Raw genomic sequence first — 18167 nt, 5'->3', positions numbered from 1 at the left:
GATGGCGGACCGGAATCCATGGATATTTTTTGGACAGCGGGGCGTGGGAAACGAGGAAAACCCCGGCTCACAGGGAACCGGGGTTTCACACGAGGCGCTGGGGTGCCGTCAGACGCTCACACCGTGGGCGCGGAGGTAGGCGACCGGGTCGATGTCGGAGCCGTACTCGGGGCTGGTCCTGGCCTCGAAGTGGAGGTGCGGGCCCGTGACGTTGCCGGTGGCGCCGGAGAGGCCGATCTGCTGGCCCGGGGTGACCGTCTGGCCCGCGGAGACGCCGATGGACGACAGGTGGCCGTACTGGGTGTACGTGCCGTCGTTCATCTTGATGACGATCTGGTTGCCGTAGGCGCCGCCCCAGCCGGTCTCGACGACGGTGCCGGAGCCGACCGCGTGCACGGAGGTACCGCTCGCGGCGTGGAAGTCGACGCCGGTGTGGCTGCCGGAGGACCACAGGGAGCTGCCGGCCTGGTAGCCGGTGGAGACGTAGGAACCGCTGATCGGCAGCACGAAGGCGTTGAGGCGGGCGCGCTCGGCGTCGCGGGCGGCACGCTCCTTGGCCTCGTGCTCGGCCTTGGCCTTCGCCTCGGCCTTCTTGCGCGCGGCCTCCTGGGCGGCCTCCTTGCGGGCGGCCTGTTCGGCGGCCTGCTTCTGCGCGGCGGCCTGGGCGTCGATCCTGTCGGCGACCCGGTCCCCGAGGGTGACGACGGGGGTGAGACCGGTCTGCTCGACGGCGTTCTCGGTGAAGCCGACGTTCTCGGCGGCGAGCGCCGGGGCGGCCAGGGTGCCGACGACGCCGGTGGTGGCGAGGGCCGCGATGCCGGCCGCGCGGGCGGTGGTGCGCTGCGTGCGGGTGGGCCGGCGGTGCTTCCCGGTGGCGCAGTTGAACGCCATGTGGTGGCTGGTCCTTTCCTTCCCTCTCGCCTACCGGGTTAGCTGACGGGTTCGGAGCAGGAAGGTCTCCTACGGACCCCCTCGACCAGCGCGGGCGTCCGATTCACCCCAGGGACTGCGTGGGTCCCCGGCTCCCCTGGCTCGCGCCGTGGGGGGACTCGGCGATGACTGCCCGGTGCCGCGGGATGCGGCGCGGTGCCTGACGGACAGCCGGGGAGACGCTAAGCGGGCCGCCGTTCGATCCTCAAACGGATCACTGTTTTTGTAGCGCATCCCACAGGGCAGACGGGCAGCCTCTCCCTCAATTCGGACACTCCGCGGCCATGTCGGGGACACCGGAAGGCCCCGGCGACGTCTCCGTCACCGGGGCCTGTCCTGACGACTCCTCAACGTCGTTCCCGCGCGCGGGTGCCCGGCTACTCCGCGGCGACGACGGTGACGTCGCCGATGCCGAGGGCCTCGACGGGCTCCTTGATGGCGGCGGCGTCCCCGACGAGGATCGTGACCAGACGGTCCACCGGGAAGGCGCTGACGACGGCCGCGGTGGCCTCCACGGTGCCGGTGGCGGCCAACTGCCGGTACAGCGTGGCCTGGTGATCGTCCGGCAGATGCTGCTCGACCTGGTCGGCCAGGGTGCCCGCGACGGCCGCGGCGGTCTCGTACTTGAGCGGCGCCACGCCGACCAGGAACTGCACGGCGGCGTCCCGCTCGGCGTCCGTCAGCCCCTCCTGCGCGACTCCGCGGACCACCTTCCAGAGGTCGTCGAGGGCCGGTCCGGTGTTCGGCGTGTCGACGGAGCCGCTGATGCCGAGCATCGCGATCCCGGTGCCGTCCGGCGCCGAGCGCAGCACCTGGGTGAACGCCCGCACGCCGTAGGTGTAGCCCTTCTCCTCGCGCAGGACGCGGTCCAGGCGGGAGGTGAGGGTGCCGCCGAGGCAGTAGGTGCCGACCACCTGGGCCGGCCACACCCGGTCGTGCCGGTCGGCGCCGACGCGGCCGATCAGCAGCTGTGTCTGGACGGCTCCGGGGCGGTCGACGATGACGACGCGTCCCCGGTCGTCGGCGGTCACCGGGGGCATCTTCCGGGCCTCGGCGGGGGCGCCCGTCCAGGCGCCCAGGGTGTCGCCGAGCAGGGTGTCGAGGTCGATGCCGGTGAGGTCGCCGACGACGACCGCGGTGGCCGTCGCGGGGCGGACGTTGCTCTCGTAGAAGGCGCGGACGGCCGCCGAGTCGATGGCGCGCACCGACTCCTCGGTGCCCTGGCGGGGCCGGGACATGCGCGAGGTCTGCGGGAACAGCTCCTTGGAGAGTTCCTTGGCGGCCCGGCGGGACGGGTTGGCCGTCTCGTGCGGGATCTCGTCGAGCCGGTTGTCGACCAGCCGTTCGATCTCGCTGTCGGCGAACGCGGGCGCCCTGAGCGCGTCGGCGAGCAGTCCGAGGGCCCGCTCCAGGCGGGACGCCGGCACCTCCAGGGCGATGCGGACACCGGGGTGGTCGGCGTGCGCGTCCAAGGTGGCGCCGCAGCGCTCCAGTTCGGCCGCGAACTCCTCGGCGGAGTGCTTGTCGGTGCCCTCGGAGAAGGCCCGCGCCATGATCGTGGCGACGCCTTCGAGGCCGGTCGGCTCGGCGTCCAGGGGCGCGTCCAGGCCCACTTCGACGGCGACGACCTGCTGGCCCGGGCGGTGGCAGCGCAGGATCGTCAGGCCGTTGTCGAGGGTGGCCCGCTCGGGTGCCGGGAAGGCCCAGACCTTGGGCTCGCCGCCCTGCGGCTGGGGGTGGAAGTCCATCGTGGCGAGCTCGGTCACCGGGCCGCCTCCTCGGTCTCGTCGGTGGCCGCGGCTTCCGGCGCGTCGGCTTCGGTGTCGGTGTCGGTGTCGGTGTCGGCAGTGGGCTCGTAGACCAGGACCGCGCGGTTGCGCGGATGCAGGCGCGCCTTGGCGACCTCCTGGACCTCCTCGGCCGTCACGTCCAGGACGCGTCCGACGGCGGTGAGGGCGAGCTGCGGGTCGCCGAACAGGACGGCGTACTTGCACAGTTCGTCGGCGCGGCCGTGGACGGTACCGAGCCGGTCCAGCCACTCGCGCTCCAACTGCGCCTGGGCGCGCTCCATCTCCTCGGCCGTCGGCCCCTCCTCGGCGAACCGGGCCAGCTCCTCGTCGACGGCCCGCTCGACGGCGGCGACCTCCGCCTCGCCCGACGTCTTCACGTCGAGGATGCCCAGCGAGGGCGCCCCGGCGAAGCGCCACAGCCCGCCCCACGCGGTGACGGCCGTACGGTCGCGGCGCACCAGGCGGTTGTAGACGCGGGAGGACTCGCCGCCGAACAGGACGGTGAGCGCCAGGTCGGCCGCGTCGCACGCACGCGTACCGTCCGCCGGCATCCGGTAGGCGGCCGTCAGCGCGCGCGAGGGGACGTCCTCCTCGACGACCTCGCGCAGTTCGTCGCCGATGATGTCGGGCAACGAACCGTCACGGGGCGCGGGCTTGCCGTCGTAGGACGCGATCGAGCCGAAGTACTTCTCCACCCAGGCGAGCGTCTGCTCCGGGTCGATGTCCCCGACGATCGACAGGACAGCGTTGTTGGGCGCGTAGTAGGTGCGGAAGAACGCGCGCGCGTCCTCCAGGGTCGCCGCGTCCAGGTCGGCCATCGAGCCGATCGGCATGTGGTGGAAGGGGTGGCCCTCCGGGTAGGCGAGGGCGGCGAGCTTCTCGATCGCGGTCCCGTAGGGGACGTTGTCGTAGCGCTGCCTGCGCTCGTTCTTGACGACATCCCGCTGGTTCTGAAGGGATTCCTCGTCGAGGGCGACGAGGAGGGAGCCCATGCGGTCGGCCTCCAGCCAGAGCGCCAGCTCCACCTGGTGGGCGGGCATGGTCTCGAAGTAGTTGGTCCGCTCGAAGCTGGTGGTCCCGTTGAACGAACCGCCCGCGCCCTGCACCAGCTCCGCGTGCCCGTTGCCCTTGACCTGTCCCGAGCCCTGGAACATCAGGTGCTCGAAGAGGTGAGCCAGGCCGGTACGCCCCTTGACTTCGTGGCGTGAACCCACGTCGTACCAGAGGCACACCGCCGCGACCGGGGTCAGGTGGTCCTCGGAGAGCACCACGCGCAGACCGTTGGCCAGGCGGTGCTCGGTCGCTGTCAGGCCCCCGGAGCCGGCCTGGTTGGTGGCCGTGTGACCCATCGGCATGTACGTCCCTTCGATCGCGGATGCGGCGGCGGGAACCGCGGTTCCCCCACCGGTCCTGCCACTGTATGCAAGCGTGCGGACCGGCGGCGAAGTTCCCGGACGACGTACGCCCACAGCGGATCGCGTAGCCTGCGGGCAGCCGAGCCGAGGTCGGGACGTCGCCTGACGTCACCGGCGTTGTCAGCGATGTCAGTGCCTCGGTCCACAATGGTTCGTGTCAGATCCCGTTCATGCTCGCGTTCATGCTTGAGCCACCAGAAAACAGGAGGAGCCGGCAGCGATGGCCCGCCGCAGCACGAAGACCCCGCCGCCCGAGGACGCGTACGAGGAGAAGATCCTCGACATCGACGTCGTCGACGAGATGCAGGGCTCCTTCCTTGAGTACGCGTACTCGGTCATCTACTCCCGAGCCCTGCCCGACGCGCGCGACGGTCTCAAGCCGGTGCACCGTCGCATCGTCTACCAGATGAACGAGATGGGCCTGCGCCCCGACCGCGGCTACGTGAAGTGCGCGCGTGTCGTCGGCGAGGTCATGGGCAAGCTCCACCCGCACGGCGACGCGTCGATCTACGACGCCCTGGTGCGCATGGCCCAGCCGTTCTCCATGCGCGTGCCCCTCGTCGACGGCCACGGCAACTTCGGTTCGCTGGGCAACGACGACCCGCCCGCCGCCATGCGGTACACCGAGTGCCGTCAGGCCGAGGCGACGAGCCTGATGACGGAGTCGATCGACGAGGACACCGTCGACTTCGCGCCGAACTACGACGGCCAGGAGCAGGAACCGGTGGCCCTGCCCGCCGCGTTCCCCAACCTCCTGGTGAACGGCGCCTCGGGCATCGCCGTCGGCATGGCGACGAACATGGCGCCGCACAACCTCGCCGAGGTCATCGCCGCCGCCCGGCACCTGATCCGCTACCCGAACGCGGATCTGGACACCCTGATGAAGCACGTCCCCGGCCCCGATCTGCCCACCGGCGGGCGGATCGTCGGCCTGTCCGGCATCCGGGACGCATACGCGACGGGCCGCGGCACCTTCAAGATCCGCGCCACGGTCGAGATCGACACCGTCACGGCCCGCCGCAAGGGCCTGGTCGTGACCGAACTGCCGTTCACCGTCGGCCCGGAGAAGGTGATCGCCAAGATCAAGGACCTGGTCGGTTCGAAGAAGATCCAGGGTATCGCCGACGTCAAGGACCTCACCGACCGCGCGCACGGCCTGCGCCTGGTCATCGAGATCAAGAACGGCTTCGTGCCCGAGGCCGTCCTGGAGCAGCTCTACAAGCTGACGCCGATGGAGGAGTCCTTCGGCATCAACAACGTCGCGCTGGTGGACGGCCAGCCGCTGACGCTGGGTCTCAAGGAGCTGCTGGAGGTCTATCTCGACCACCGCTTCGAGGTCGTCAGGCGGCGCAGCGAGTACCGCCGCAAGAAGCGGCGCGACCGCCTCCACCTGGTGGAGGGCCTGCTCACGGCGCTCGTCGACATCGACGAGGTCATCCGGCTGATCCGTTCGAGCGAGAACTCCGCGCAGGCCAAGGAGCGCCTGATGGAGCGCTTCGGCCTGTCGGAGATCCAGACCCAGTACATCCTGGACACGCCGCTGCGGCGCCTCACCAAGTTCGACCGCATCGAGCTGGAGTCCGAGAAGGACCGGCTCAACGCGGAGATCGAGGAGCTGACCCGCATCCTGGATTCGGACGCGGAGCTGCGCAAGCTGGTCTCCACCGAACTGGCCGCGGTGGCCAAGAAGTTCGGCACCGAGCGGCGTACGGTCCTGCTGGAGGCGTCCGGCGCCCCGGCTGCCACCGTGCCGCTCCAGGTCGCGGACGACCCGTGCCGGGTGCTGTTCTCGTCGACGGGGCTGCTGGCCCGTACGGCGAACGGTGAGCCGTTCCCGGACGACGGCGAGGCGCGGCGGGCCAAGCACGACGTGATCGTCTCGGTGGTGCCGGCGACGACCCGTGGTGAGATCGGCGCCGTCACGTCGACGGGCCGGTTGCTGCGGATCAACGTCATCGACCTGCCCCAGCTGCCGGAGACGGCGACCGCGCCGAACGTCGCGGGCGGGGCGCCGGTGTCGGAGTTCGTCTCCCTGGAGGGCGACGAGACGCTGGTCTGTCTGACCACCCTGGACGAGTCCTCCCCGGGTCTCGCGCTCGGCACCGCGCAGGGCATCGTGAAACGCGTGGTCCCCGACTACCCGTCCAACAAGGACGAGTTGGAGGTCATCACCCTCAAGGAGGGCGACCGGATCGTCGGCGCGATCGAGCTGCGCACCGGCGAGGAGGACCTCGTCTTCATCACGGACGACGCGCAGTTGCTGCGCTACCAGGCCGCGCAGGTGCGCCCGCAGGGCCGTCCGGCGGGCGGGATGACGGGCATCAAGCTGACCGACGGGGCGAAGGTCATCTCCTTCACGGCCGTCGACCCGGCGTCGGACGCGGTGGTGTTCACGGTCGCGGGCTCGCGCGGCACGCTGGACGACTCGGTGCAGACGACGGCCAAGTTGACGCCGTTCGACCAGTATCCGCGCAAGGGCCGGGCCACCGGCGGCGTGCGCTGCCAGCGGTTCCTGAAGGGCGAGGACTGCCTGTCGCTGGCCTGGGCGGGCGCCGTCCCGGCCAAGGCGGCCCAGAAGAACGGCACTCCGGTCGACCTCCCGGAGATCGACCCCCGCCGAGACGGCTCGGGCGTATCACTGGCGAAGACGGTGTCGGTGGTGGCGGGCCCGCTGTAGGACCCGTCCCCGGGTCGCCCCCTACGCGCGCGTGCCGAGCGTACGTACGCGCAGGGACCGGCCCGCTCTCACCTCCGGGCTCCTTGCCGGTGCGGGAGGGGGTGCGGTTCTGGTGGAGGCGGGGCTCCGTAGACGCCGTTACCGGGTCGCCTCTACACGCGCGCTACCTACCGGCTCGGCCCCTACGCGCGCGTGCTGTGCGCGCACGCCGGGACCGGCCCAACTCCCGCCCCTGGACGCCTCGTCGACGTGCGAGGCGCGGTGTCGGTGGTGGCAGGGCTGCCGTAGGCGCCGTTACCGGGTCGGCCTCTACGCACGCGCGTGCTGTGCGCGCACGCCGGGACCGGCCCAACTCCCGCCCCTGGACGCCTCGTCGACGTGCGGGCGCGGAGGGAGGTGATGGTGGGGCCGCTGTAGACGTCGTTACGGGGCGGGCCCTACGCGCGCGTGCTACGCCTGTGCGTCAGGGGCGACGCCGTTCCCGTCTCCGGGCTCCTCGTCGGTGTGCGAGGCGTCGCGGACGTAGCGCAGGACGCCCCACATGGCGTGTTCGTCGGCTGCCTGCGGGGTGTCGCTCGTGCAGGCATCCAGTTCCTTGCCGAGCGTGGGCGCGTCGATGCCGGAGCCGATGAGGACGAGTTGGGTGCGGCGGTCGTCGTCCGGGGTCCAGGGCTCGGGGTAGAAGCGCAGGAACCGTCCGACGGCGTGGACGGCGTACCGGTTGCGTGGGTCGTGGGCGCCGAAGTCGACATATCCCTTGATCCGGTACAGCCCTTCGGGTCTGCGGTCGAGGAACTCCATCGTCCGCCGGGGGTCCATGGCCGTCTCCGCCGTGAACGACACGCTGTCGTAGGCCGCGTGCAGATGACCGGCGTGGTCGTGCCCGTCGCGGTCGTGCAGGTCGTCGAAGGTGAGCTGCCCGATACGTTCCTCGCCGGGCCGGCAGTCGAAGAGGAACTCCGGGTCGATCCGGCCGTATCGCGCGGGGACGATCGCGGCGCCGTCGACAAGGGAGGCGACGCGAGCGAGGACCCGTTCGGCATCGGGCGCGCGGTCGAGCTTGTTCACGACGACGAGGTCGGCGAGGGCGAGATGGCGGTCGATCTCGGGGTGCTTCGCGCGCGTGTCGTCGAACTCGGCGGCGTCCACCACCTCGACGAGCCCCCCGTACACGATCCCCGGCTGATCGCTGGCGAGGATCATCCGGACGAGTTCCTGGGGTTCGGCGAGACCGCTGGCCTCGATGACGATGACGTCGATACCGGCGGCGGGCCGGGCGAGCCGGTCGAGGTACTGGTCGAGTTCGGTGACGTCGACGGCGCAGCACAGGCAACCGTTGCCGAGCGACACGGTGGAGTCGCCGAGCGCCCCGGCGACGGCCATGGCGTCGATCTCGATGGCGCCGAAGTCGTTGACGATCGCGCCGATCCGGCTGCCGCCGCTGCGGTGCAGGAGGTGGTTGAGCAGCGTGGTCTTGCCGGAACCGAGGAACCCTGCCAGCACGACGACCGGGATCTGCCGGGCACTCCGACTCACTGCCATACCTCGCCCTGCCTCTCGCACGCCGCCGCACACGCCGGATCACGCCCCCGCGCACCCGCGGGGAGGCAACGCCGACCTCGGAATTCCGGTCCAGGATACGAGCCGGGGGCACCTCCTTGGGGTGAGGTGTTGTCGGCTGGGGGGGGGCGGGCTGACGGGGAGGCGTGAGCGGGGGGCGTGAGCGGGGGAGCGCTCGCGTGAGTCTGCCGGGGGTGTGCGCGGGGCGCATGGGGAAGGGTGAGCTGGTGACTCGCTCCTCTGATCCTGGCGGCCGGATACGCGCGGGGCGGACGGGAAAACGCGAGCGGGCAACTCGCTCGGCTGAGCCTGCCGGCAGTGTGCGCGGGGCGCATGGGAAAGCGCGCGGGCAACTCGCTCGTCCGTGCGCCCGGAGCGGACGGGGGCGAGGTGCCGGTTCGTGCGACCCTCGCTTCCCTCTGTGCGCCGTTTCTCCGCCTTCCTGCCGGTCATACGCGTCGGCACCCTGGGAGGAGGCAAGCGCCGCCCTTCGCTCGCCGCTCCCCCACAGTCGATCCGCACCCCGACGAGCGGCGGACGGCCGCCTGAATCGGGGGTTGACATGACCAGATGGAACGCCGGTCCACGGGGACTCTGTTTCGCGAGTACAGCCGGGCTGGGGGTCGCGGTCGGGGCCCTCGCCGCAGCCTGCGGTGCCGCCGTTGGCGCCTTGGTGGCGCAACGCCGGATACTGGGTGAACTGCGGGGCAGGGTCGATCAGTTGGAGGGGCAGCTGCTGGAAGGGCAGGCGCTGGAGGGGCGGCGGCAGGAGGGGCAGCGGCTGGAGAGGGTACGGCTCGAAAAGTCGGGGTGGGAAGGGCAGCGGGCGGAGGGGCAGCGCCGGGAAGGGCACCAGCAAGAGGGGCTGCGGCTCGAAGGGCAGCGGCAGGAAGGGCTACGGCTCGACGTGGAGCACCTTGAAGTGCGGCGCCTTGAGGTGGAACGCGTGGAGGGGCAACGGCTCCACGGGGACGCCGCCCAGCCTCGACGTCGGGACAACCTGGCCCAACAGCAGCTGCTGCACTGGGAGTTCCTCGGCAAGGCCGCCGACGATCCCCACCTCGCGGAGGCGCTGGACGCCTTCGAGGCCCCGTCATCGCCGACCCGGCGGGCCCCGTACCTGTTCGCCAACTCCCTCTACACCAACCAACTGTTCGCATACCGGGTCGGCAACATCGACCGCCAGGAACTCTTCGGCTTCCTCCACGGGCTGCTCCAGAACCCCATCGTCAGGGAGTACTGGCATGCGACTCGACATCAACGGGGCGCCATGGCCGACGGCTCCGGCACCCTCGGCGGCTTTGACCGCTCCGACGGTTCCGACGGTTCTGACGGCTCCGACGGTTCTGACGGTTCTGACGAAGCAGCGCTGGGCCGTGTGGTCGATGACCTGCTCCAGCAACTGGAGGACGCGGAGGGGGAGGAGTGGTGGGTGGTGGGGGAACCGGGGGTGGAGTGAGTTGGCGGTGGGCGGGGTTGAGCAGGGGGCGGGGGTTGAGCAGCCGGGGGGGGCGGCGGGGTTGAGCAGGGGATGAGGGTTGAGCCGCGAGGGGCGGGGGTTGAGCAGGTGGACGGGGTGGCAGGGGCCCGGGGTGGAGTCGTGGTGGGTTGATGCTGGTTGACGGGGCGTCGGGGTGATGGACGGGACCGTCCATCGGTTGATGAGACTGCCGGATGGTTGATGGGGCCGTCAGGTAGTTGACCGGGATATCGACCTATTGACCGGCCGTCGGGTTGGCGGACCTGCGGTAGATGTTGAGGCTTTGGGCGCACCGAGTACGTCAACTCCATGAACCTCGTCAATGCCGTCAACTGCATCAACGTCGTCAACCCGGACAGCGCCTCGTCCGCGCCCTCTTGGGCTCCCCCGAACCAGTAACGGCGAAGCGATCAGGCGCTTTGACGCGTGGGTGGCTAGCGCGTGGGTGGCTAGCGCGTGGGTGGTTAGACACGCTGGTCGTTGGCAGTTGACCTTTCAGGCACCTTGGCGGATCGGCCGCCCCAGGCTCGTAGGCGAGTCAGCTCCTCCGGGGACGTAGCTGGCCGGATGCGCAAGCGATCGACAGCCGCCCCCTCCGGACACTGGGCGCCTGCCGCTCCGGGCACGTAGACGAGAACGGCCGTTCCCGGCGCCTGGCCATTCGTTCGCCCGGCCGCCTGGCCGCCTGGCCGCCTGGCCGCCTGGCCGCCTGGCCACACCATCAGCTCCGAGAGCGGCTCAGCGAGGTCCGCCCCGCATGCCCACCGAGATTGGCCGGGGCCCAAAGCCAGGCCGGTCCAGGCACCCCATCGAGGTCAGCCCGCGCATCCAGCAAGGTCGGCCACTTCGACCACCTCACCATTCCGCACGCCCAGATGACCCCAACCCGCCACCAGACAACCCAGTTGGAGCGGCCGGAGAGCGCGATTCCCCCGCCCAGGGCACCCCCGCCCGTCCGGGGCACCCGCCCATTCAGGACCGCGCCCCGCCCCCAAGCTCCACAAGAAGCCACGCCCGGACACCGCCCCTCACGGAGCCTCCGCCCCACAAGCCCCCCACCTCACAAGGCCCTCGGCCCTCGCCCCGCAGAGCCGCCCGCCTCAAGAAACCTCCGGCACCCTCACCGGCGCCGCCGGCCCCACGTACCGTGCCACCGGCCTGATGATTTTCGAGTCCTCCGCCTGTTCCAGGATGTTCGCACTCCAGCCCACCACGCGGGCCGCCGCGAACGTCGGGGTGAACAACTCGCGAGGCAGGCCGCAGAGTTCCATGACCACGCCCGCGTAGAACTCGACGTTCGTGTGCAGTTCCCGCCCCGGCTTCAACTCCGCCAGGATCGACTCCACTTGACGCTCCACCCGCACCGCGAACTCGACGCGCGCACCGCCGAAGCTCTCGGCCACCTCGCGCAGCATGCGGGAACGAGGGTCCTCCGTCCGGTAGATCGCGTGGCCGAACCCCATGATGCGTTCGCCCGCGAGGACCCGCTCGCGAATCCAGGGATCGATGCGGTCGGGCGTGCCGATCGCGTCGAGGGTGTCCAGCGCACGGCTCGGCGCCCCACCATGCAACGGTCCCGAGAGCGCGCCGACCGCTGCCACGAGACAGGCGGCCACGTCCGCGCCCGTCGACGCGACGACCCGCGCCGTGAAGGTTGATGCATTGAATCCGTGATCAATGGTTGAGATCAAGTATTGCTCGATCGCCCTGGTCTGCCGCGGGTCAGGTTCCGAACCCGTCAACATGTACAGGTAGTTGGCCGCACAGGAGAGGTCGTCGCGTGGTTCGACGGGGTCAAGACCCTGGGCGAGCCGGTACAGAGCGGTGAGCAACGTAGGAACCGCCGCCGCAGCAGCGACCGCGTCCCGGCGACGTTCACCCGCGTCGATGTCGTACACCGGGCGGAACCCCTTCGCCGCACCGAGCAGCGACAGCGCGGTGCGCAGGCCGGAGAGCGGACCGGACCTGCCGGTCGCCGCCGCGATGTCGGGCAGCGCGGCACGCACCTCGTCGGGCAGTCGCCGCAGGGCCGTCGTCTCGGCGATGAAGGCGGCGCGCTGGGTGGCGTCCGGCAGTTCGCCATGGACCAGGAGATGCCATACGTCCTCGAAACTGCGGGTATGCGCGAGGTCGACGGCGGAGTACTGCCGGTAGTGGTAGAAGCCCTCGCGCCCTCGGACGTCGCCGACCTCGGTGTCGGTGACGACGACGCCGGCGAGCCCACGCGGTACCTCGATGGGGGCGGCCCCAGACCTGTTGACGAGCATGATTCCTCCCTGGACTTGATTCGACTGTCCACTCTTGACTCATCCTCTGTCAATATTGATCGAGTCAATGCACTCAATCCACCTGTCCTTCTGCCGATACGGTGACCCCATGCGCGATCCAGAGCCCTCCCCCAGTCACGCCGAACGGCGACTGACCACCAAGGAGACCGCCGAACTGCTGGGCGTGAAGCCCGAGACCGTGTACGCGTACGTGAGCCGCGGCCAACTCGGCAGCCGACGCGTCCCCGGCGGCCGGGGCAGCACCTTCGACGCCGACGAGGTCACCGCACTCGCCCGGCGCAACAGACGGGACAGCGCGGGGGGTCCGGCCACCGGCGGCGAACTCTCCGTCCGCACCCGCGTCACACTCATCGAGGCGGACCGCTACTACTTCCGGGGCGTCGACGCCACCGCGCTCGCCCTGCGCCACTCCTACGAAGAGGTCGCGGAGTGGCTGTGGACCGGCCGGATGAGCCCGGGCGTGGAGTTCACCGCGCCCGCAGCCTCCGTCGCCGTCGCCCGCCGTGCCGTCGACTCACTGCCCGAACACACCGGCCCCACCGACCGGTTGCGGGTCGCGACGATCGCCGCCTCCACGGCCGACCCGCTGCGCTTCGACCTCTCCGAGGACGCCGTGCTCGGCACCGCGCGCACGCTGATCCCCACCCTCGTCGCCGCCCTTCCCCAGGCCGGTCGCGGCCACCGGGACGAAGGACCACTGGCCCGCCGACTGTGGGGACGGCTGAGCGGAAAAACACCCGCCGAAGCCTCCCTGCGCGTGCTGGACACCGCGCTTGCCCTCCTCGTCGACCATGACCTCGCCGCCTCGACGCTGGCGGTGCGGGTCGCCGCGTCGGCACGCGCGCACGCGTACGCGGCCGTTTCCGCGGGGCTCGGCGTCCTGGAGGGCCCGCTGCACGGCGCGGCGGGCGGACACGCCCACCGACTGCTCCTCGACGTGCTCGACCAGGGTGACGCCGCCCCCGTGATCGCCGAGGAGTTGCGCGCCGGACGCCGTATCCCCGGGCTCGGCCACCGGCTGTACCCCGGCGAGGACCCCCGCGCGCGCGTGCTGTTCGGCCTGCTGGAGGAGATTCCCGAGTCCGCCCCGGCCCTCGCGGCGGCCCGCGACATCGTCGCCACCACCGCCCGGCACGCCCCGCTGCACGCCAACGTCGACCTGGCGCTCGCGGTCTTCACCGCGTCCAGCGGCATGCCCTCCACGGCCAGCGAGACGATCTTCGCCGTCGCCCGCACCGCGGGCTGGATCGCCCACGCGCTGGAGGAGTACCAGGAGCGCCCGCTGCGGATGCGTCCGAGCGGGCACTACGTGGGCCCGCGGCCACCCCAGCCCCTTCCGGAGTAGGCCCGGCCGCGACCGGAAGTCGCCACCGGCGAAGTCAGGTTAGGCTCACCTCTGTGAGTACGTGCTCAACTGTCTCCCGGCAGCTCGACGAGCCCCTCGCGGGAACCGCAGCCACCGCGAGCACCTGGCTGCTGCTGGAACAACCCGGTCCCTGGGGCGTCAAAGCGCTCACATCCAGCCATCTCGACCCCGTGCTCGGCCAGGCCCTGGAAGCGGCCGCGGAGGGCATGGGCGTCCGCGTCGCACTCATCCGCCGCCCCGGCCGGCACGCCGACTCCGGCGGCCCCTCGGAACGGCGGGTGTACGCAGCCCACACCGTGCCGGGCCGGGCGTGGCTGCGCTCCGCCACCACCCGCGATCCCCGGGAACTGCTCGCGCTGGATCTCGGCGCGCTCGGCGCGGGCGACCACCGCGGCTTCGACGCGGTTCTCGGCGGGCAGGCGCACACCGGCGATCCGCTCGCGCTCGTCTGCACCAACGGCAAGCGCGACCGCTGCTGCGCCCTGCTCGGCCGCCCGCTCGCGGCGGAACTCTCCGCATCCGGGGCCGAGGGCGTCTGGGAGGTCACCCATTTGGGTGGACACCGCTTCTCGCCGACGCTGCTGGTCCTGCCCTACGGATACGCCTACGGGCGCGCCGAGGCGCACACGGTCAAGGAGATCCTGCACAGCGTCCAGGACGGTCGGATCGTCACGGAGGGCTGTCGCGGCTGCTCCGCCTGGGAGCGCCCCGGTCAGGCGGCCGAACTGGCCGTGCGCACCGCCCTGCACGAACACACGGCCGGCGTGCTGGACGTCGTGCGGACGGATGGTGCGGCGCCTCGCTGGGAGGTGACCGTCGCGCACGTCGACGGACGTCGCTGGCGGGTCGTCGTCGCCCAGGGGGCGTCGCTGCCGCCGCGCCCGGAGACCTGCGGGACATCGGTCCTGGGGGCGCCCGCGCGGATGGATGTGGTGTCGGTGCGCGAACTGACGCCGAGCGCGCCCGCCAGCGGAGAGCCCACAGCGGTGGCATAAGGGCTGGTCGCGGCGGGTCGCGCCGGTCGTGGTGGCATGGATGCATGCAGCAGCAATGTGGTGCCGATGGTCGTCGCGTCGAGCCATATACCCACCCGCTGCATCAACCATTGATCACTGCTCAAGTTTTGGTCACGGCAGCAGCAAGCATTGATCAAGAGATCCACACCACACCTTCTACGGCAGCTCGCACACCTGCACGTACCTTCATGGGTATGAGCCCCACTCCCCCCGCACGCCGGTTGCGCCTCGGCATGCCCAGACGGGCGTTCTCCCAGGTGCTGCTGATGCAGGTGACGATCGCCGCGGGGGTCGCCGTACTCGTGACCGGGCTCTTCCTCGAACCGCTCAGCAAACAGCTCGACAACGAGGCAATGCAGCGCGCCCTCGCCATCGCACAGACGACGGCGGAACAGCCGCAGATCGCGCGGGACGTCCAGAACACCGCCCCGACCGTCGACGGACCGGTGCAGCGGGCCGCCGAGCGCATCCGGGAGGCCACCAGGGCCGAGTACATCGTGGTGATGGACTGGCGTGGGGTGCGCTGGTCGCACACGGACCTCCAGCAGATCGGCAGGACCGTCTCGACCGACCCCACCGACGCCCTGGCGGGCAAAGAGGTCGTCGAGATAGACAGCGGGACCCTGGGCCGCTCCGCACGCGGCAAGGTGCCCCTGCGCGCCGCCGACGGCTCCATCATCGGCGCCGTCTCGGTCGGCATCGCCTACGACAGCGTCCGGGCCCGGCTGCTCAGCGCCATACCGGGACTGCTCGCCTACGCCGGCGGCGCCCTGGCGGTCGGCGCGCTGGCCGCCTGGCTGATCTCCCGCCGGGTCCAACGGCAGACCCGCGACCTGGCCTTCTCCGACATCTCGGCGCTGCTCTCGGAACGCGAGGCGATGCTGCACGGCATCCGTGAAGGCGTCGTCGCCCTCGACCGCAGCGGCCGGATACGCCTCCTGAACGACGAGGCGCACCGCCTCCTGGGCATCGACGACGAGGCCGTCGGCACCCCTCCCGACGAGGCGCTCGGCGAGGGACGCACCACCGACATCCTGGCCGGCCGTGTCACCGGCACCGACCTGCTCACCGTGCGCGGCCAGCGCGTCCTGGTCGCCAACCGGATGCCCACCGACGACGGGGGCGCCGTCGCCACCCTGCGCGACCGCACCGAACTGGAGCAGCTCGGCCGCGAACTCGACTCCACGCGCGGCCTGATCGACGCCCTGCGCGCCCAGGACCACGAGCACGCCAACCGCATGCACACGCTGCTGGGGCTGCTCGAACTGGAGATGTACGAGGACGCCGTGGAGTTCGTCGGCGAGGTGGTCGGCGACCATCGCGCGACGGCGGAACAGGTCACCGAGAAGATCCAGGACCCGTTGCTCGCCGCCCTGTTGGTCGGCAAGGCGACCGTCGCCGCCGAGCGTGGCGTCGCCCTGTGGGTGTCCGACCGCACCAGGTTGCCCGACCGGTTGATCGATCCCCGGGGGCTCGTCACGATCGTCGGGAACCTGGTGGACAACGCGTTGGACGCGGTGGCCGCCACTCCGCACGCACGCGTGGAGGTCGAATTGCGTGCCGAGGGGCGGACCGCCGTCCTCAGAGTGCGCGACACCGGGCCGGGAATCCCTGCCGAGCAGCATGAGTTGATCTTCACCGAGGGCTGGTCCACCAAGGAACCGCCCGCGCACCGCGAACGGGGCATCGGCCTCTCCTTGGTGCGCAGACTCGCCGAACGTCAGGGCGGCAGCGCGACGGTGGGCGACGCACAGGGAGGCGGCGCCGAGTTCACCGTCGTGCTGCCCGAGGCGTTGGCCGAGTCCGCGCCGGGAGCGGCCCTGACCGCCCGCGCCGACACGCCCGTCGAGGAGGAGTCGCGATGATCGAGGTCCTGATCGTGGACGACGACATACGGGTCGCGCGGGTCAACGCCGCGTACGTGGAGAAGGTCCCGGGCTTCCACGTCGTCGGGGAGGCGCACAGCGCGGCCGAGGCGCTGCGTCGGGTGGAGTCGCTGCCCGGCCTCGATCTCGTCCTCATGGACCACTATCTGCCCGACGACACGGGGCTCGCAGTCGTCCAGGAGATGCGCAGGCGCGGCCACCAGGCCGACGTGATCATGGTGACGGCGGCCCGGGACGTGTCGACGGTGCAGGCCGCGATGCGACAGGGCGCGCTCCAGTACCTGGTCAAGCCGTTCGCGTTCGCGGGGCTGCGCGCGAAGCTGGAGGCGTACGCGGAGCTGCGCCGCACGCTGGACGGCGGCGGCGAGGCCGAACAGGCCGAGGTGGACCGCATCTTCGGCGCACTGTCCGTGTCCTCGGAGCCCGGGCTGCCCAAAGGGCACTCCCCGACCACCGCGGAACTGGTGCGCCGTTCCCTGATGAACGCCGAAGGCCCGCTGTCGGCCCAGGAGATCGCCGAGCGCACCGGCGTGAGCCGGCAGACCGCCCAGCGTTACCTGAAGCTCCTGGAGCGCACCGGACGGGCCCGGCTCACGCTCAAGTACGGCGACGCGGGCCGCCCCGAACACCGTTACGTGTGGGCGACCCGCGGCTGAGGAGAGGGCGTTGAGAGGGCCGGACGAAGGATCTCGCGGATGTCAGCCCTTGGCCTTCTCCACGAACTCGCTGGTGTAGGTCTTGGCGAGATCGACCTTGGCGTTCTTGACGTTGGGATTGAACGCCTTGAGCACCTTCTCCACGGTCTCGGGACCGTTGTCCGGCATCACCCCGTCGTGAGTGAACATGGGCAGCGTGCTGCCGATGGCCTTCGCATAGAGGATGCCGTTGCCCTGCTTGTAGTCGGCGGGCATCTTGTCGGCGATCTCCGAAGCGCTATGGGTGGACATCCACTTGAGCGTCTTGACGAATGCATTGACCAACTTCTGGACGGTGTCCTTATGTGCATTCACCCAGTCCGTCTGCATGTACAGACTTGACGACGGATACGGTCCACCGAGCGCCTCCTGCGACCCCTCGGGCGTCCGCATGTCCAGAAGGACCTTGCCCACCTTCTGGTCGAGGATCGTCGCGACGGTCGGGTCGGTCGTCATACCGCCGTCGATGGCGCCCTTCTGCAACGCCGCGATGAACGTCGGTCCCGCGCCGACGGCGACCGATGTGAACTCATGGACGTTGACGCCGTTCTTGACCGCGAGGTACTTGGTGAGGAAGTCGGTCGACGAGCCGAGGCCTGTGACGCCGAGTTTCCTGCCCTTGAAGCCCTTGGGCGAAGTCACCTTGTCCGCCGCCTTGGTGGAGACGATCTCCACCTCGCCCGGCGCGTGCGAGAACTGCACGACGGACTCCACGATCTTGCCCTTGGTCTGGAGGTCGAGGGTGTGGTCGTAGAAGCCGACGGTCCCCTGCACCTGGCCGGAGACGAGCGCGGTCTCGGCCTGCACTCCGGCGGGCTCGCTCAGCAGCTCCACGTCGAGGCCCTCGGAGTCGAAGTAGCCGAGCCGCTGGGTGAGCATCGCGGGCAGGTAGATCACCTTGTCCAGGCCGCCGACCATGATCTTGACCTTCGTTCCCTTGCCGCCCGAACCGCTGGAGGCGGTGCCGGACGCCTCGTCGGCGCACGCGGTGAGGGAGGAGAGGGCGAGCAGGCCGACGGCGGCCAGGGCGCCGTATCTGGCGGTTGTGCGCATGACGGTTCACG

At 70.8% G+C, this 18167-nt stretch carries 12 protein-coding genes and 1 riboswitch; of the genes, 6 read left to right on the top strand and 6 right to left on the bottom strand.

Annotated elements, in window-relative coordinates; all coding sequences use genetic code 11:
- Positions 1 to 108: 108 nt before the first annotated feature.
- From ACIQOU_RS34550 to ACIQOU_RS34540, 3 genes are all read right to left on the bottom strand, one after another.
- Positions 109 to 891 (bottom strand): M23 family metallopeptidase, encoded by a 783-nt coding sequence (locus ACIQOU_RS34550; protein WP_401543825.1) that lies wholly within the window; start codon positions 889 to 891, stop codon positions 109 to 111.
- A gap of 12 nt (positions 892 to 903) precedes the next feature.
- Positions 904 to 1065, bottom strand: a riboswitch (cyclic di-AMP (ydaO/yuaA leader).
- 242 nt (positions 1066 to 1307) lie between these two features.
- Positions 1308 to 2696 carry a M16 family metallopeptidase gene (locus tag ACIQOU_RS34545; protein ID WP_401543822.1) on the bottom strand — a complete coding sequence of 463 codons (1389 nt, stop codon included), beginning with the start codon at positions 2694 to 2696 and terminating at the stop codon, positions 1308 to 1310.
- Positions 2693 to 4075 carry a M16 family metallopeptidase gene (locus ACIQOU_RS34540; protein WP_401543819.1) on the bottom strand — a complete coding sequence of 461 codons (1383 nt, stop codon included), beginning with the start codon at positions 4073 to 4075 and terminating at the stop codon, positions 2693 to 2695. The genes ACIQOU_RS34545 and ACIQOU_RS34540 overlap by 4 nt, the downstream gene beginning before the upstream one ends.
- A 280-nt stretch (positions 4076 to 4355) precedes the next feature.
- On the opposite strand from ACIQOU_RS34540, the gene ACIQOU_RS34535 reads away from it, so the two are divergent.
- A complete protein-coding gene (locus ACIQOU_RS34535) occupies positions 4356 to 6812 on the top strand; it encodes a DNA topoisomerase (ATP-hydrolyzing) subunit A (protein WP_401543816.1) in 2457 nt (818 codons plus the stop codon).
- 450 nt (positions 6813 to 7262) lie between these two features.
- Here ACIQOU_RS34535 and ACIQOU_RS34530 read toward each other — a convergent pair whose 3' ends face one another.
- Positions 7263 to 8354, bottom strand: a complete 1092-nt coding sequence (locus ACIQOU_RS34530; protein WP_401543814.1) for a CobW family GTP-binding protein — start codon at positions 8352 to 8354, stop codon at positions 7263 to 7265.
- Positions 8355 to 8934: 580 nt separating this feature from the next.
- Here ACIQOU_RS34530 and ACIQOU_RS34525 point away from each other — a divergent pair.
- The gene (locus ACIQOU_RS34525; RefSeq protein ID WP_401543811.1) at positions 8935 to 9831 is read left to right on the top strand and encodes a DUF6082 family protein; all 897 of its coding nucleotides are present in this window, start codon (positions 8935 to 8937) and stop codon (positions 9829 to 9831) included.
- A 1121-nt stretch (positions 9832 to 10952) separates the two neighbouring features.
- Here ACIQOU_RS34525 and ACIQOU_RS34520 read toward each other — a convergent pair.
- A complete protein-coding gene (locus ACIQOU_RS34520) occupies positions 10953 to 12119 on the bottom strand; it encodes a citrate synthase/methylcitrate synthase (protein ID WP_401543809.1) in 1167 nt (388 codons plus the stop codon).
- Positions 12120 to 12228: 109 nt separating this feature from the next.
- On the opposite strand from ACIQOU_RS34520, the gene ACIQOU_RS34515 reads away from it, so the two are divergent.
- The 4 genes from ACIQOU_RS34515 (at position 12229) to ACIQOU_RS34500 (ending at position 17064) form a co-directional block, all read left to right on the top strand.
- Positions 12229 to 13485, top strand: coding sequence for a citrate synthase (locus ACIQOU_RS34515; RefSeq protein WP_401543807.1), 1257 nt, complete (start codon positions 12229 to 12231; stop codon positions 13483 to 13485).
- Between the two features lie 53 nt (positions 13486 to 13538).
- The gene (locus ACIQOU_RS34510) at positions 13539 to 14501 is read left to right on the top strand and encodes a sucrase ferredoxin (protein ID WP_401543805.1); all 963 of its coding nucleotides are present in this window, start codon (positions 13539 to 13541) and stop codon (positions 14499 to 14501) included.
- 215 nt (positions 14502 to 14716) lie between these two features.
- Positions 14717 to 16387: an ATP-binding protein gene (locus ACIQOU_RS34505; RefSeq protein ID WP_401543802.1), complete on the top strand. Its 1671-nt coding sequence runs from the start codon at positions 14717 to 14719 to the stop codon at positions 16385 to 16387.
- A complete protein-coding gene (locus tag ACIQOU_RS34500; protein WP_401543800.1) occupies positions 16384 to 17064 on the top strand; it encodes a response regulator in 681 nt (226 codons plus the stop codon). The genes ACIQOU_RS34505 and ACIQOU_RS34500 overlap by 4 nt, the downstream gene beginning before the upstream one ends.
- 42 nt (positions 17065 to 17106) lie before the next feature.
- Here ACIQOU_RS34500 and ACIQOU_RS34495 read toward each other — a convergent pair whose 3' ends face one another.
- Positions 17107 to 18156, bottom strand: a complete 1050-nt coding sequence (locus tag ACIQOU_RS34495; protein WP_401543797.1) for an ABC transporter substrate-binding protein — start codon at positions 18154 to 18156, stop codon at positions 17107 to 17109.
- Between the last annotated feature and the right edge of the window lie 11 nt (positions 18157 to 18167).

The organism is Streptomyces sp. NPDC091279 (genome assembly GCF_044757465.1).
GTDB lineage: Bacteria > Actinomycetota > Actinomycetes > Streptomycetales > Streptomycetaceae > Streptomyces.
This window is presented reverse-complemented; position numbering and strand designations above follow the sequence as displayed.